This is a genomic window from Mycobacterium aquaticum, from assembly GCF_002086485.1.
In the GTDB taxonomy this organism is placed as follows: Bacteria; Actinomycetota; Actinomycetes; order Mycobacteriales; family Mycobacteriaceae; genus Mycobacterium; species Mycobacterium aquaticum.
The window spans coordinates 90,162-104,162 of sequence record NZ_MVHF01000027.1; the positions used below are offsets into that span (position 1 = coordinate 90,162).

Consider the following 14,001-nt stretch of genomic DNA (forward strand, 5'->3'; position numbering starts at 1 on the left):
CGTTGTCATTCCTCAGGCCTCCGCCAGATAACGGTGCACCAACATGACCGCCATCGACCCTTCGCCGACGGCGGCCGCCACCCGTTTGGCGGATTCTGCACGCACATCACCTGCAACAAACACACCGGGCACACTTGTTTCCAGGTGATGGGGAGGACGTTCCAACGTCCAGCCGCAGACATCGCGCAGGTCGGGGCCGGCCAGGATGAAGCCGTGGTCGTCGCGGGCCACCACGCCGTCGAGCCATTCGGTGCGCGGAGTGGCGCCGATGAAGCAGCACATCCGCGTCGAGGCCACTTCTTCCCGCTCGCCGGTGCGCTTGTCCTGCAGCACCAGGCCGACGAGGTGGTCATCCTCGCCGATCGCCTCGACCACCTCGGTACAGGTGCGGACGTGGATGTTGGGGGTCTGCTCGATCTGCTGGATCAGGTAGTAGGACATCGAGGCTTCCAGCGACGGCCCACGGACCAGCAGCGTCACCGACTTGGCCTCGCGGGACATGAACATAGCCGCCTGCCCGGCCGAGTTGGCGCCGCCCACGATGTAGACGTCCTCACCCTGGCACTCCGAGGCCTGTGAGACCGAGGCGCCGTAGTAGACGCCGCGGCCGACGTAGTTGAGCGGGTTCATCGGGTCGTCCCAGCAGCCCGGCACCGGCAGCTGCCGATACTCGACGCCGGTGGCCAGGATCACCGCCCGGGCGCCGATGGTGTCGCCGTCGGCGAAGGTGATGGTGCGTGCGGCCCCGGCCACGTCGAGCGCGGTGGCCTCGCGGGTGGTGATGACCTCGGCGCCGAAGCGCTCGGCCTGCCTGCGGGCCGAAGTGGCCAGCTCGGCGCCTGACACCCCGGTGGGGAAGCCCAGGTAGTTCTCGATACGGGAGCTGCGCCCAGCCTGGCCACCGGTCGTGGTGCCCTCGATCAAGACGGTCTTGAGCCCTTCAGACGCGCCGTAGACCGCCGCGGCCAGCCCGGCCGGGCCACCACCGATCACAGCCAGGTCGTACATCGTCAACGACGGGCTGGTGGACAGGCCCAGCATGTCGGCGAGTTCACCGTCGGAAGGCTCGACCAGGGTCTGACCTCCCTCGGTGATGACCACGGGAAGCTGCCGACCGTCGAGGCCCGCGGCCTCGAGCAGCTGCCTGCCCTTGGGCTCGTCGGACGTGAACGCCCGATACGTGTGCTGGTTGCGGGCCAGGAACTGGCGGACCTCCCAGGACCGGGCGCTCCACTGGTGGCCGATCACCTTGGTGTGCGGGATGGCCCGGTCGCCGACGGCGTGCCAGGCTTCCAGCAACCCGTCGATGACGGGGTAGAGCTTCTCCTCGGGCGGATCCCACGGCTTGAGCAGGTAATGGTCCAGGTCGACGACGTTGATGGCGTCGATGGCCGCGGTGGTGTCGGCGTAGGCCGTCAGCAGCACGCGGCGGGCCATCGGGTAGAGATCCATGGCCGACTCCAGGAACTCGATACCGCTCATCTGTGGCATGCGGTAGTCCGCCACGAACACTGCGACGGTGTCACCGCGCAGCTTCAGCTCATGCAGGGTCTCCAGGGCATCCAGACCAGACTCGGCACGCATGATCCGGTACCGCTCGCCGTAGTGGCGGCGCAGATCGCGCGCGACAGCACGGGAGACGGCGGGATCGTCGTCGACGGTGAGGATCACTGGCTTACGGGGCGCGGGCGCGGGTCCAGTCATATCGCTCCAATTATGCGCCCCGCTGCCAGCGATTTTCTCGGCTAGGTCGGCGGCTACTCCGTGCGGGATGCGGCAACCTCACCGTCGGACGACGCCGCGGGCCGCGCCGCTCCGTCGATGCGACCCGCGGCGGGCTGCTCACCCTCGATTCGGTTGAGCATCGACGGCAGGTCGATGCCGGACGATTTGAGTGACTCGACGATCTTGGCCACCGCCAGCGGGCTGATGCCGAGGATGCCGCCGATGGCATCCTGCGCATCGCCCGAGCCGCCGATGATCGACAGCCGATCGATGTCGCCGAGCGGCCTGGCCGCGGCCTCGGTGGCCTTGACCATGGACGCCAGGATGTCGGGCAGCATCAGCATCCGTGCGGCCTCGGCGTTGTAGCTGTTCAGGGCGGCCGCGATCTCCTTCTTACCGGTCGCCTCGGCGACCAACTTGGCCTCGATACCGGCCGCCTCGGCCTGCTGTTCGACGCGCAGCGCGTCGGCGAGTTCCTTCTTGCCCGCGGCCTCGGCGACCAGCTTGGCCTGCATGCTGTCGGCCTCGGCCTGCTGCTCGACGCGCAGCGCGTCGGCGGCGGCCTTACGGGCATCGGCCTGTGCCTGCCCGGCCCGTCGCTGCGCCTCGGCGCTGGCTTCCGCGGCGAGGATCGCCGCCTGACGCTGGCCCTCGGCGCGCGCCACATCGGCCCGCTTCTGCGCCTCGGCGGGGGCGATCACGTCGGCCTGCAACGCGGCCTGCGCCTGCTCGCTGCGCCGTTGCTCCACCTCGATGCGTGCCTGCACGCGCGCTGCCTCGGCCTGCTCGATGGCGATGCCCACGTCCTTCTCGGCGCGGGCGTGGGCCAGCGGACCGGCCTGGTCGGCCTGCGCGTTCTCGGCCTCGGTCTGCGCGCGCAGGCGGGCGAGTTCGACGTCACGCTTCTGGTTGGCGGACGCGATCGCGGTGTCGGCCTCGGCCTGCGCCACCGCACCGGCCTGCCGCGCCTTGGCCGACTGGATCTGCGCGTCCCGCTCCGCCTCGGCGGTGCCGACCGCGGCGTCGCGCTTGACCTCGGCGATCCGACGCTGGCCCAGCGACTCCAGGTAGCCGTTCTTGTCCGAGATGCCCGCGATCTTGAGCACATCGACCTCCATGCCGATGCGCGCGAGGTCACCACCGGCCTCCTCGACCACGCTGCGGGCCAGTGTGTCGCGGTTGGAGTTGAGGTCTTCGACCGTCATGGTGGCGGTGATACCGCGCAGGCTGCCGGCCAGGATGTCGTTGATCTGGCGCTGCAGTCCGTCCAGATCGGAGGTCAGGAAGCGCTGCACCGCGGTCTGCACGGCTTCGTCGGCCGAGCCGATCCGGACCAGCCCGACAGCTTCCACGTTGACCGGGACGCCGTTGTTGGACAGGGCGTTCTGCAGGTTGATGCTGACGTTGAACGGCTCCAGGCTCATGATGTCGACGCGTTCGATGCCGGGCATCCGGAACCGGGCGCCGCCGCGCACGACCTTCGGTGCCCCTCGGCCGGTGAATACGGCCACCTCGTTGGGTGGCACCTTGATGTAGTTCTTGACGTACACCATCGGCAGCACCACCAGGATGAGGATCGCGGCGATGGCGGCGACGATGACGATGACCAGCAGGGACACTGTGACGGCCTTTCTCGGAGTTCAGTGCTCGGGTACAGCGATGACGTGCACGTAGTCGGGGTCGATATCGGCGATGTAGACCCGGGTCGATTTGGGGAGTGCGGCGGGCTCGTCGCTCTTGGCCCGGGAGAACACGCGGTTGCCGTCGGCGTCGACGAAGGACACCTCGCCCCATCCGCCCGCCGGGACTTCGAGCGTGACGGTGCCGAGCAGGCCGATGTAGGACGACCGGCCCTTGTGGGAATTGGACTGCTGACGGCGCATGTAGGGCAGTAACAGGCCGTTGAACACGAACACCAGCACCACGGCAAAAGCCGCGGCGGTCACCGCGGTGCCGAAGGTGCCCAGATGCGTCCACGAGCCGATCAGCCCGCCGGTGCCCGCGCCGAGCAGCGCGACCGACAGCGCGGTCAGGTTGATGAAGGGCATGCCGTCGCCGTGACCGATATCGGCCAGCAGCAGTGCGGCCAGGAGCGCGACACCGCCGACGACGAACGCCGCCAGGTACACAGCCGTCATGTGGGCGTCTCCGAAGGCACGGGGTCAGCACCACGGGCGGTGCGGATCACTGGTGACTATTGTCGCCTGTGGCGCGCTGCTACCACGCACAATTTTCTGGGCCGGGCGTCGCTGGCCAGCCATGATTTTGGTGCAGCCCCGAGAGCGGGTAGTGTGGACCAACGGTGCGGCTTCCGCGCCGACTCTCTGCGTGCCCTGTCCTGGAACTTTTAGGAGTTCTTACGATCCAGCTCACGTTTTCAGTCGGTCGTGTGGCGGTGCCACGGGCGCACGATACGAAACGAAAGCAAGGATCGCTAGACAGTATGGCCAAGAAAGACGGTGCCATCGAGGTCGAGGGTCGCGTGGTCGAACCCCTGCCCAATGCGATGTTCCGCATTGAGCTGGAGAACGGACACAAGGTCCTGGCCCACATCAGCGGCAAGATGCGGCAGCACTACATCCGCATCCTGCCCGAGGACCGCGTCGTGGTGGAGCTCTCTCCCTACGACCTGTCCCGGGGTCGCATTGTGTACCGGTACAAGTAACCGCCCCCAACAAGTTCCACCAGACAAGAACGAGAGACAGGATCGCGAAGCCGTGAAGGTGAACCCGAGCGTCAAGCCGATCTGCGACAAGTGCAGGGTGATCCGCCGGCACGGGCGGGTCATGGTGATCTGCTCCGACCCGCGGCACAAGCAGCGGCAGGGCTAGAACGCCCGAGCAGTACCCACAACTGAATGCAGACCTCCCAGTACCACTGAACGGCTGGAATCTTTAGAGATTGGGCCGTTCATCCACGTCCGGCACGGAGGCCGGACCCCGATAGACGGGGAACGGACTGGGAACAGACCTCCGCCAGAAGAAGGAATACCGCCACATGGCAAGGCTCGTGGGCGTTGATCTTCCGCGCGACAAGCGCATGGAGATCGCGCTGACCTACATCTACGGCATCGGCCGTACCCGCTCCCAGGAAATCCTGGACGCGACCGGAATCGACCGGAACATGCGCACCAAGGACCTCACCGACGATCAGGTGACCGTGCTGCGTGACTACATCGAAGGCAACCTCAAGGTTGAGGGTGACCTGCGCCGCGAGGTGCAGGCCGACATTCGTCGCAAGATCGAGATCGGCTGCTACCAGGGCCTGCGGCACCGCCGCGGTCTGCCGGTGCGTGGCCAGCGGACCAAGACCAATGCGCGTACCCGCAAGGGCCCCAAGCGCACCATCGCCGGCAAGAAGAAGGCCAGGTAACCCATGCCACCGAAGAAGGCAGGCGCTCCCAAGAAGGGCGTGAAGACCCGTCGCAGGGAAAAGAAGAACGTCCCGCACGGCGCCGCTCACATCAAGAGCACGTTCAACAACACCATCGTGTCGATCACCGATCCGCAGGGCAACGTCATCGCCTGGGCATCGTCGGGTCACGTCGGCTTCAAGGGGTCGCGTAAGTCGACGCCGTTCGCCGCACAGCTGGCCGCCGAGAACGCCGCCCGCAAGGCGCAGGAGCACGGCGTGAAGAAGGTCGACGTGTTCGTCAAGGGCCCGGGTTCGGGTCGCGAGACCGCCATCCGCTCGCTGCAGGCTGCCGGCCTGGAGGTGGGCGCCATTTCCGACGTCACCCCGCAGCCGCACAACGGCTGCCGCCCGCCCAAGCGGCGCCGGGTCTAGGTCTAGGGAGGAAACAGACTCATGGCTCGTTACACCGGACCCGCGACCCGCAAGTCGCGCCGCCTCGGCGTCGACCTGGTCGGCGGAGATCAGTCGTTCGAGAAGCGCCCCTACCCGCCCGGCCAGCACGGCCGTGCGCGGATCAAGGAGAGCGAATACCGCACCCAGCTGCAGGAGAAGCAGAAGGCTCGCTTCACCTACGGCGTGCTGGAGAAGCAGTTCCGCAAGTACTACGAAGAGGCCAACCGCAAGTCGGGTAAGACTGGCGAGAACCTGCTCCAGATCCTGGAGAGCCGGCTGGACAACGTCATCTACCGGGCCGGGCTCGCCCGTACCCGCCGGATGGCGCGTCAGCTGGTCAGCCACGGCCACTTCACCGTCAACGGTGTCAAGGTGAACATCCCGAGCTACCGGGTGTCGCAGTACGACATCATCGACGTGCGGGACAAGTCGCTGAACACCGACCCGTTCATCATCTCTCGCGAGACCGCAGGCGAGCGGCCGATCCCGTCCTGGCTGCAGGTCGTCGGCGAGCGCCAGCGCATCCTGGTCCACCAGCTCCCCGAGCGGGCGCAGATCCAGGTGCCGCTCGCAGAGCAGCTCATCGTCGAGTTCTACTCGAAGTAACGGTCGCGCAGCCAACCGGCTGAGCGACACCCAGACGGCATCAAATAGTGGGTGCCGAGAAGGAGATAGAAACAATGCTGATTTCTCAGCGGCCGACACTGTCCGAAGAGACCGTTGCCGAGAACCGGTCCAAGTTCGTCATCGAACCGCTGGAGCCCGGTTTCGGTTACACCCTCGGCAACTCGCTGCGGCGCACGCTGCTGTCGTCCATCCCGGGCGCAGCGGTGACCAGCATCCGCATCGATGGTGTGCTGCACGAGTTCACCACCGTCCCCGGAGTGAAGGAAGACGTCACCGACATCATCCTGAACCTCAAGGGCCTGGTCGTGTCCTCGGAAGAGGATGAGCCGGTCACCATGTACCTGCGCAAGCAGGGGCCGGGTGCGGTCACCGCCGGTGACATCGTGCCGCCGGCCGGTGTGACGGTGCACAACCCCGACATGCACATCGCCACCCTCAACGACAAGGGCAAGCTGGAGGTCGAGCTCGTCGTCGAGCGTGGCCGCGGTTACGTCCCGGCCGTGCAGAACAAGGCCTCGGGTGCCGAGATCGGCCGTATCCCGGTCGACTCCATCTACAGCCCTGTGCTGAAGGTGACCTACAAGGTCGAGGCCACCCGTGTCGAGCAGCGCACCGACTTCGACAAGCTGATCCTCGATGTCGAGACCAAGAACTCGATCAGCCCGCGGGACGCCCTGGCGTCGGCAGGCAAGACCCTGGTCGAGCTGTTCGGTCTGGCGCGCGAACTCAACGTCGAGGCGGAAGGCATCGAAATCGGGCCGTCGCCCGCCGAGGCCGACCACATCGCGTCGTTCGCCCTGCCGATCGACGATCTGGATCTGACGGTGCGTTCGTACAACTGCCTCAAGCGCGAGGGTGTGCACACCGTGGGTGAGTTGGTGGCCCGCACGGAGTCCGATCTGCTGGACATCCGCAACTTCGGCCAGAAGTCCATCGACGAGGTGAAGATCAAGCTGCACCAGCTGGGTCTCTCGCTCAAGGACAGCCCGGCCACCTTCGATCCGTCCGAGGTCGCCGGTTACGACGCCGCAACCGGAACCTGGACCAGCGATGCCGGCTACGACCTGGACACCGACCAGGACTTCGCCGAAACCGAACAGCTCTAACCGGGCTTTTCCCGCCCAGCTTTATCCGTCCCGGTCCTACCTGATACGGGGACCGGCCCCATTTAGGAGATAGTCGCAATGCCCAAGCCCACCAAGGGTGCCCGCCTCGGCGGGTCGTCCTCTCACCAGAAGGCGATTCTGGCCAACCTGGCCACGTCGCTGTTCGAGCACGGTCGCATCAAGACGACCGAGCCCAAGGCGCGGGCGTTGCGGCCCTACGCGGAGAAGCTCATCACCCACGCCAAGAAGGGCAACCTGCACAACCGGCGTGAGGTCATGAAGAAGATCCGTGACAAGGACGTCGTGCACGTCCTGTTCGCCGAGATCGCTCCCTTCTTCGCCGACCGCAACGGTGGCTACACCCGCATCATCAAGGTCGAGAACCGCAAGGGCGACAACGCTCCCATGGCGGTCATCGAGCTGGTGCGGGAGAAGACCGTGACCTCCGAGGCCGACCGCGCCCGCCGTGCCGCCGCATCGCAGGCCAAGGCTGCTGACGCCAAGGCTGAAGAGGCCGAGGTCGTCGAGGCCGACGAGGCTGCATTGGCCGAGGAGACCCCGGCCAATGAGGCCGAGGCCGCTGACGAGGCCATCGCCGACGCTCAGACGGCTGAGGCCGCCGAAGCTGAAGACACCAAGGATGAGGCTGACGAAGCCAAGTCCTGAGGACGTTCGCGACATGCCCGCCATCGAATCCGATGGCGGGCATGTTTCTTTGGTCCGTCTTCGTCTCGACATCGCCTACGACGGCACCGAATTCGCCGGGTGGGCGCCGCAAGCCGGGCAGCGCACCGTGGCCGGCGTGCTCGAGGAGACGCTGTCGACGGTGTTCCGCGAGCCGGTCCGGTTGGTGACGGCCGGGCGCACCGATACCGGCGTACACGCCACAGGACAGGTCGCGCACGTCGACGTACCCGGTGACGCACTGGGTTTCGCGTATCCGCGCACACCGCGTCCCGGCGAGCCCGAATTCCTGCCGCTGGTACGACGATTGTCGCGATTCCTGCCGACGGATGTGCGGGTGCGCCAGATCGTCCGTGCACCAGCCGGTTTCGACGCCCGATTCTCGGCGTTGCGCCGACACTACGAATACCGGCTGTCCCTGGCACCGTGGGGCGTGGACCCGCAGCAGGCCCGGTTCGTCACCCCGTGGTCACGGCCGCTGGACCTGGATGCCATGACCGCGGCGTCGCAGGAGTTGTTGGGGCTGCAGGACTTCGCCGCGTTCTGCCGGTTCCGTGAGGGTGCGACGACGATCCGCGATCTGCAGCGCCTGTCCTGGGAACGCCACGGCGATCTGGTGACGGCACATGTCACCGCCGACGCGTTCTGCTGGAACATGGTCCGCTCACTGGTCGGGGCGCTGCTGGTCGTGGGGGAGGGCCGTCGTGAACCGGCCTGGATCGCCGGGCTTTTGGGCGTTGATCGCAGGTCCAGCGAGTTCGCCGCCGCGCCTGCGAGGGGACTGACGTTGGTGGGCGTGGACTATCCGCCCGACGATCAGCTGGCCGCCCGGATCGCCGTGACACGGGACCTGCGCACGCTCTGAGCGCTGTGCTCGCCGAGACGACGGTTTTTGGTGCGAGAGCGCCAGAATGTCGCGAACAACCGTAGTGTCGGCGGGTCAGAGCCGCGCGGAGACGAATCTGGCGGCCTGGGCCACCATGCCCGAACGGATGTAGCCGGGCGCCAGATGGTCCTGCCATTCGGACCGCCACTTGTACGGACTGCTCGGATTGCAGACCGGGTCGTCGGAGTGGCAGAGGTCGATGGTGCGATTCCGGTAGGCCGGACTCAACGCCGTGATCGGCACCGCCCAGTTGGACCCGTTACCGAACAGTGCCACCGCCGCGACGTGCCGATCGGTGCCTGCGGGCAGTGGGCTGTTGAAGGTGAATGCCGAAATAGGTACCGCGAGTACCAGATCGGTCGCCGCGGCACCCAGCGAGTAGCCACCCAGCACGAGCCGCGTGTTGGGGCAATTGCGGGTCATCCACTGGATGTGACGGCTCATGTCGTTGGCGCCCATGTCGACCTGGGTGTCGGCCGGGTAATTGACCGGATACAGGCTGATATTGGGACCACGCAGGGCGCGCAGCGCGTTGACGAACGCAGCGCCGACCTGCCCGGGCCCTGGGGGCTCCATGCGGCCGCGGGCAAACACCACCTCCGCCGGAGGGCACGTGGCGGCCTTTGCGGCGCCAATCATGTTCGGCGCCACCGTCATTGGCACCACGACGGCGGTCAGGGCGGTGATCAGCGCGGCCAACATCCGACGGCCAATCACGCATTCGATGGTATTGACGAACCCGTCGAGAATAGGTGCCGGTCCGGCAACGATCCGGCGACGAAGTCGTCGACCTCAGAGCCGACCCGCCACGAAGTCCGCTGCCTGGTTGACCATCCCGCCGTCGATGTACGCCCCGGCGAGATGATCGGGCCAGTTGTTCTTCCAGGTGTTCGGATCGGCGGGATTGCAGATCGGGTCTGCGCCATGGCACAACTCGATCGTGCGGTCCCGGTAGGCCGGGTTGAAGTTGGTGATCGGGCCGACCCAGCCTGCGCCGTTGCCGAACAAGGCCACCGCGGCGATGTGACCGTCCGCGTCGGCCGGGAGCGGGTTCTTGAACCCGAACGCCGTGAACGGCACGGCCAGAACGACATCGGTGACGGCGGCGCCCAGCGAATAGCCACCGAGGACCAGTCGGGTGTTCGGGCAGTTGCCGATCATGTACTGGACATGACCGCTCATGTCATTGGCGCCGATGTCGACCTCGGTGTCCGCGGGGTAGCGGACGGCGTAGACGCCGATGTTCTTGTTGACCCGCGAGCGCAGAGCATTGACGAACGCATTCCCGAGAGTGCCGACCCCGGCTGGTTCGGTACGCCCACGGGCGAAGACCACTTCGACGTCGGGGCACGGCGCCGCCGAGGCGACCGCAAGCACGTCGGCGCCAGGAACAGCTGACGTGAGGACCGGTAGCGTCGGTGCTGCCAACGCCACCGCTGCCACACTCAACCATCGCCTGACCCGCCGACCGATGGAAAGTTTGACCACCTAAGCGATGCTAGCCGAGCGAATTGACGCCTGCGGAGCTTATGTGGCGAGGACTACACCAGACCTGCGACGAAGCTCGCAGCCTGGTTGACCGGGCCACCGTCATAGGCGCGGTGCGCCTCGACGCTGTTGCCATCGGTGCACACCGGATCGTTCGGATTACACAGGTCGATGGCGCGCGAACCGTACACCGCGCTGGCCGTCATCGGCAGACCGAGCTTGGCGGACGGATTGCCGAACACCGCGACGGCAGCGATGTGGTCCGGAGCGTTGGGTGGCAGGGGCGCATTGAATCCGACCGCCGGGAACGGGACCGCGGAGATCACGTCGATGACCGCGGCGCCCTGCGAGTAGCCGCCGAGCACCAGGCGGGTGTTGGGGCAGTTGTCCATCATCCACTGGACGTGGCCGCTGGCGTCGTTGGCGCCGTCGGCCGCGGCCAGGAAGTCGTAGCTGGCGGGATAGTTCACCGCGTAGGTGCCCACCGAACGCCCGCCCACCTTGCCGCGCAGTGAGCTGACGAACGCGCTGCCGATCCGGCCGAGGCCGGGACTGTCATTGGTGCCGCGCGCGAACACCACCTGGATGTCAGGGCAGTCGTCGGCCGAAGCGACGGCGACGTTGCCGGCCGGAACCGGCGTGACGATTGCGGCGGCGGCGGTCAGCGCTGCGGCGGCAACGAGCGGAGCGTAACGACGAACAAGATCAATGGCCACACCAAATCCTAGCGTCCGGGCGTCGCTAGACGATGCGCGCGACGAAGTTTGCGGCCTGATCCGTCAGGCCTGCCGTCACATAGTCGCTGTGCGCGAACGGGTTCCGGCCGCGCGAGCAGATGGGGTCGCCGTCCTTGCAGAGATCGATGGCTTTGCCACCGAAGACTGATGAGGTGAGCGGATTCCCGAACTTGGCAGCCGGGTTCCCGAATGCCACCACGGCCGCGATCTGCGGCACCAGGCTGCTGGGCAGCGGCGGTGCCGAGCCGATCTCGCCGACCTTGTTGCCCAGCGGTGGTATGCCGGCGAGCATGTCGACCACCGCGGCACCCTGCGAGTAACCGCCGAGCACGATCTTGGTCGACGGGCACGACGCCGCCAGGGACGTGATGCGGTTGGCAGCGTCGTTGGCGCCGTCGGCCGCGGTGAGGAAGTCATAGCTGGCCGGATAGTTCACCCCGTATGTCGACACGCTGCGACCCCCGACCTGGGCGCGCAGCGCGTCGGCAAAAGCCTGTCCCGGGCGCCCGAGGTCGGGTGCATCGTTGGTGCCGCGGGCGAAGATGACCTCGATGTCGGAGCACGGTTCCGCTGCGGCGGGAGCCGAGAAGACGAGCGGCAATGCCGCGCTGACCAGCGTTGAGACGATCGCGGCCACCCGGGCCGACTTCCGAAGAAGACTCACGGACGACATCGTCACACAAAATGGTTAGCCGCGGCTAATCGTTTGCCCGTTCCGGTGTCTCCCGCAGCGGCATGTCGGGCCAGCTCGCGAGTTCGACCTGGCCGACGGACTCGGGATCCGCCTGCTCGCTGCGGTCTCCCTGGCGGGCCAGGGCCAGGCCGAGCAGGACGACGGTGCCACCGATGGCCTGGCTGACGGTCATGGCCTCACCCAGCAGGATCCAGGCCGAGAGCACCGCGAACATCACCTCGGACAGGCCCACCAGCGACGCGAACCGCGGCTTGAGGCGGGCGACGCCGAAGATGCCGAGCGTGTACGCAAGAGCCGTCGGAATCAGGCCCAGCGTGATCACCGGCACCAGCCACGACGTGGTGAAACCCGCGATGACGACGGAGTTCGCCGTGAAGGTCAGCGGCATCACGCCGGTGACACCGAGCAGCGCGACGGCGGCGGTGCCGATGATCAGGCCACCTGCGGCCAGGCTGATGGGGTTGAGGCCTTCGCCGTCGGTACTCACGTGGTTGGACATCATGAAGTAGCAGGCCGCACACACTGCGGCGGCCAGCCCCCAGCTGACGCCGATCATGTTGATGTGGGCACCGCTGAAGACGTTGAGCACGAGCATGATCCCGGCGACGGCCAAACCGACGCCGGCGAAGGTCATCGCACTCGGGCGCCGACGCGTGGTCGCCCACACCCACCCGACCACAAGGATCGGAGCGGTGTACTCGAGCAGAAGGGCCACGCCGACCGAGAGGTGCGCGACAGCGTTGTAATAGCAGAGCTGCGCGCCGGCGATCGGCACCAGGCCGTAGGCCACGACGGTCTTGGCGTGCCGGATGGACTCGCCGACCCAACCGGGCCGCACAAAGCTGGCGAAGATGGCCATCGCCAGAGCTCCGCCCGCGAGCCGCGCCGTGACAGCCCCGGTGGGGCTCCAGCCCGCTTCGATCAGCGCTTTCGCGAACGGACCGGAGGACCCGAAGGCCAGTGCTGAAGCGAGTGCGAACAGCAGACCGAGCCGAAAATGGTTTTCGGTGCTCGGGCGGTCGAGTGCTGCCGTGGCCATGGGTACACCTCCTGAGGGCGTGTCATGAGTAAACTGACGTTTGGTAGTGACGGTACGGCGGAAAGGAGTCACGAGTCAAATGCTTTTCACTTATGACACGGAACTCACACTCCGGGCCGCCGCGGTGCTGGTCAACAGCGATCGGGTGGACGGCGAGCAGCTGGGTGACCTTGCCGCTCTGGACCAGTATCTGAACGAGTTCGGTTGGACGGGGCGCCGCGACCGCAACGACGCCGAACTGGACGCAGTGCACCAACTCCGGACCCGGATAGGGGACATCTGGGACGTTGCCGACGACGAGGAGGCGACGGTGCAGCGGGTCAACGCGCTGCTGGGTGAGACCAAGGCGTCGCCATGGCTGACCCGCCACGTGGAGAACCCCGATTGGCATCTGCACCTGGGCGCCGCCGACGACCCGCTCTGGCAGCGCATGGGTGCCGAGATCGCGATGGCTCTCGCAGACCTGATCCGCGGCGGTGAGCTCAGGCGGTTGAAGATCTGTGCGGCCCCGGACTGCACTGCGGTGCTGACCGACCTGTCACGCAACCGTTCGCGCATCTTCTGTGACACCGGCAACTGCGGCAACCGCCAGCACGTCGCGGCCTACCGCCAACGGCAGCGCGAGGAGGAGTAGAGGTGCTGGTTCGTGGGTGTCCTCAGCCGCCGCGGCAGGAGATGTCGACGTAGACGGTGTCGGACTCGGTCGGATCGATCCGGTTGCCGTTCGGCTGTGAATTGGAGTTGCGCAGCCCTTCGATGCCGGTGACCCGGCACGAGCTCAACGGATACACCGCGGCCCCGTTGAGTTGCACGTCGTAGCCTTGCGCGCGCAACGCGTTGACGGTGTCCTGCGCGTTGCCGTAGCCGTTGTTGAACGCCGACGGATCTGCTGACGCCGTATGTGCCGCTGCGGCGAGCAGGGCAGCCGCCATCGCAGCGGCACTGAGCCAAGTCCTCACCCCGAATCCCTTTCGTCGGCCCGGAAGCACGGCGATTGCCAAGTGCTGCAGGCGGTTCCGAAAGGAGTTAGGCAGTGGGGTTACACCGCGGGCTCAGTCGTCGCGATGTCCGTTGCGACTCTGGTGCTCGCGCACGGCGGCGAGGGCTTTGCGTTCGGAGGCGTGCGTGGCTTCGGTGATGGCGTCGTGTTCGACGGCCGGGTCGGCGTAGAGGAAGCTGCCGGTGCCGGGGGCGCCGCCGGAGCCGAG

Annotated in this window: 19 protein-coding genes; 9 read left to right on the top strand and 10 right to left on the bottom strand. The window is 66.8% G+C overall.

All coding sequences use genetic code 11. The annotated features are described in order from the left end of the window. Positions 1-12 precede the first annotated feature (12 nt). Genes BST13_RS23615 through BST13_RS23625 form a run of 3 tightly spaced genes read right to left on the bottom strand, consistent with a single transcriptional unit; the run spans position 13 to position 3,863 of the window. A complete protein-coding gene (locus BST13_RS23615) occupies positions 13-1,704 on the bottom strand; it encodes an NAD(P)/FAD-dependent oxidoreductase (RefSeq protein ID WP_083166432.1) in 1,692 nt (563 codons plus the stop codon). Between the two features lie 53 nt (positions 1,705-1,757). Next, positions 1,758-3,344: a flotillin family protein gene (locus BST13_RS23620; RefSeq protein ID WP_083166433.1), complete on the bottom strand. Its 1,587-nt coding sequence runs from the start codon at positions 3,342-3,344 to the stop codon at positions 1,758-1,760. A gap of 21 nt (positions 3,345-3,365) precedes the next feature. Beyond that, complete coding sequence (locus BST13_RS23625; protein WP_083166434.1) at positions 3,366-3,863, bottom strand: NfeD family membrane protein; 498 nt, start codon at positions 3,861-3,863, stop codon at positions 3,366-3,368. A gap of 305 nt (positions 3,864-4,168) precedes the next feature. Between BST13_RS23625 and infA the strand changes: the two genes are divergently transcribed. The 8 genes from infA to truA all read left to right on the top strand — a co-directional run bounded on the left by infA (position 4,169) and on the right by truA (position 8,814). Then, complete coding sequence (gene infA / locus BST13_RS23630) at positions 4,169-4,390, top strand: translation initiation factor IF-1 (RefSeq protein WP_003418601.1); 222 nt, start codon at positions 4,169-4,171, stop codon at positions 4,388-4,390. A gap of 52 nt (positions 4,391-4,442) precedes the next feature. Then, positions 4,443-4,556 carry a 50S ribosomal protein L36 gene (rpmJ, locus tag BST13_RS23635; RefSeq protein ID WP_003879483.1) on the top strand — a complete coding sequence of 38 codons (114 nt, stop codon included), beginning with the start codon at positions 4,443-4,445 and terminating at the stop codon, positions 4,554-4,556. A 166-nt stretch (positions 4,557-4,722) separates the two neighbouring features. Further along, the gene (rpsM, locus tag BST13_RS23640; protein WP_018601786.1) at positions 4,723-5,097 is read left to right on the top strand and encodes a 30S ribosomal protein S13; all 375 of its coding nucleotides are present in this window, start codon (positions 4,723-4,725) and stop codon (positions 5,095-5,097) included. Between the two features lie 3 nt (positions 5,098-5,100). Continuing rightward, positions 5,101-5,511: a 30S ribosomal protein S11 gene (gene rpsK, locus BST13_RS23645; RefSeq protein ID WP_019972253.1), complete on the top strand. Its 411-nt coding sequence runs from the start codon at positions 5,101-5,103 to the stop codon at positions 5,509-5,511. Between the two features lie 21 nt (positions 5,512-5,532). After that, entirely contained in the window at positions 5,533-6,138 is a 606-nt protein-coding gene (gene rpsD, locus BST13_RS23650; protein WP_029368428.1) for a 30S ribosomal protein S4, read from the top strand. A gap of 74 nt (positions 6,139-6,212) precedes the next feature. Further along, positions 6,213-7,265, top strand: a complete 1,053-nt coding sequence (locus tag BST13_RS23655; protein ID WP_018601783.1) for a DNA-directed RNA polymerase subunit alpha — start codon at positions 6,213-6,215, stop codon at positions 7,263-7,265. A gap of 78 nt (positions 7,266-7,343) precedes the next feature. After that, positions 7,344-7,931: a 50S ribosomal protein L17 gene (gene rplQ / locus BST13_RS23660; RefSeq protein ID WP_083166435.1), complete on the top strand. Its 588-nt coding sequence runs from the start codon at positions 7,344-7,346 to the stop codon at positions 7,929-7,931. A gap of 13 nt (positions 7,932-7,944) precedes the next feature. Further along, a complete protein-coding gene (gene truA / locus BST13_RS23665) occupies positions 7,945-8,814 on the top strand; it encodes a tRNA pseudouridine(38-40) synthase TruA (protein WP_083166436.1) in 870 nt (289 codons plus the stop codon). Positions 8,815-8,889: 75 nt separating this feature from the next. Here truA and BST13_RS23670 read toward each other — a convergent pair whose 3' ends face one another. The 5 genes from BST13_RS23670 to BST13_RS23690 all read right to left on the bottom strand — a co-directional run bounded on the left by BST13_RS23670 (position 8,890) and on the right by BST13_RS23690 (position 12,793). Beyond that, positions 8,890-9,561, bottom strand: coding sequence for a cutinase family protein (locus BST13_RS23670; RefSeq protein WP_245839782.1), 672 nt, complete (start codon positions 9,559-9,561; stop codon positions 8,890-8,892). 66 nt (positions 9,562-9,627) lie between these two features. Next, a complete protein-coding gene (locus BST13_RS23675; protein ID WP_425437042.1) occupies positions 9,628-10,308 on the bottom strand; it encodes a cutinase family protein in 681 nt (226 codons plus the stop codon). Positions 10,309-10,376: 68 nt separating this feature from the next. Continuing rightward, entirely contained in the window at positions 10,377-11,039 is a 663-nt protein-coding gene (locus BST13_RS23680) for a cutinase family protein (protein WP_083166439.1), read from the bottom strand. Between the two features lie 25 nt (positions 11,040-11,064). After that, complete coding sequence (locus tag BST13_RS23685) at positions 11,065-11,733, bottom strand: cutinase family protein (RefSeq protein ID WP_083166440.1); 669 nt, start codon at positions 11,731-11,733, stop codon at positions 11,065-11,067. Between the two features lie 25 nt (positions 11,734-11,758). Next, the gene (locus BST13_RS23690) at positions 11,759-12,793 is read right to left on the bottom strand and encodes an EamA family transporter (RefSeq protein WP_083166441.1); all 1,035 of its coding nucleotides are present in this window, start codon (positions 12,791-12,793) and stop codon (positions 11,759-11,761) included. A 79-nt stretch (positions 12,794-12,872) separates the two neighbouring features. Between BST13_RS23690 and BST13_RS23695 the strand changes: the two genes are divergently transcribed. Continuing rightward, positions 12,873-13,427, top strand: a complete 555-nt coding sequence (locus BST13_RS23695; RefSeq protein WP_083166442.1) for a CGNR zinc finger domain-containing protein — start codon at positions 12,873-12,875, stop codon at positions 13,425-13,427. Between the two features lie 22 nt (positions 13,428-13,449). On the opposite strand, the gene BST13_RS23700 is transcribed toward BST13_RS23695, so the two are convergent. Both BST13_RS23700 and BST13_RS40440 read right to left on the bottom strand, forming a co-directional pair. Beyond that, the gene (locus BST13_RS23700; RefSeq protein ID WP_245839781.1) at positions 13,450-13,752 is read right to left on the bottom strand and encodes a hypothetical protein; all 303 of its coding nucleotides are present in this window, start codon (positions 13,750-13,752) and stop codon (positions 13,450-13,452) included. 93 nt (positions 13,753-13,845) lie between these two features. Next, positions 13,846-14,001: hypothetical protein (locus tag BST13_RS40440; RefSeq protein ID WP_170064319.1), on the bottom strand; the 156-nt coding region annotated here is incomplete at its 5' end.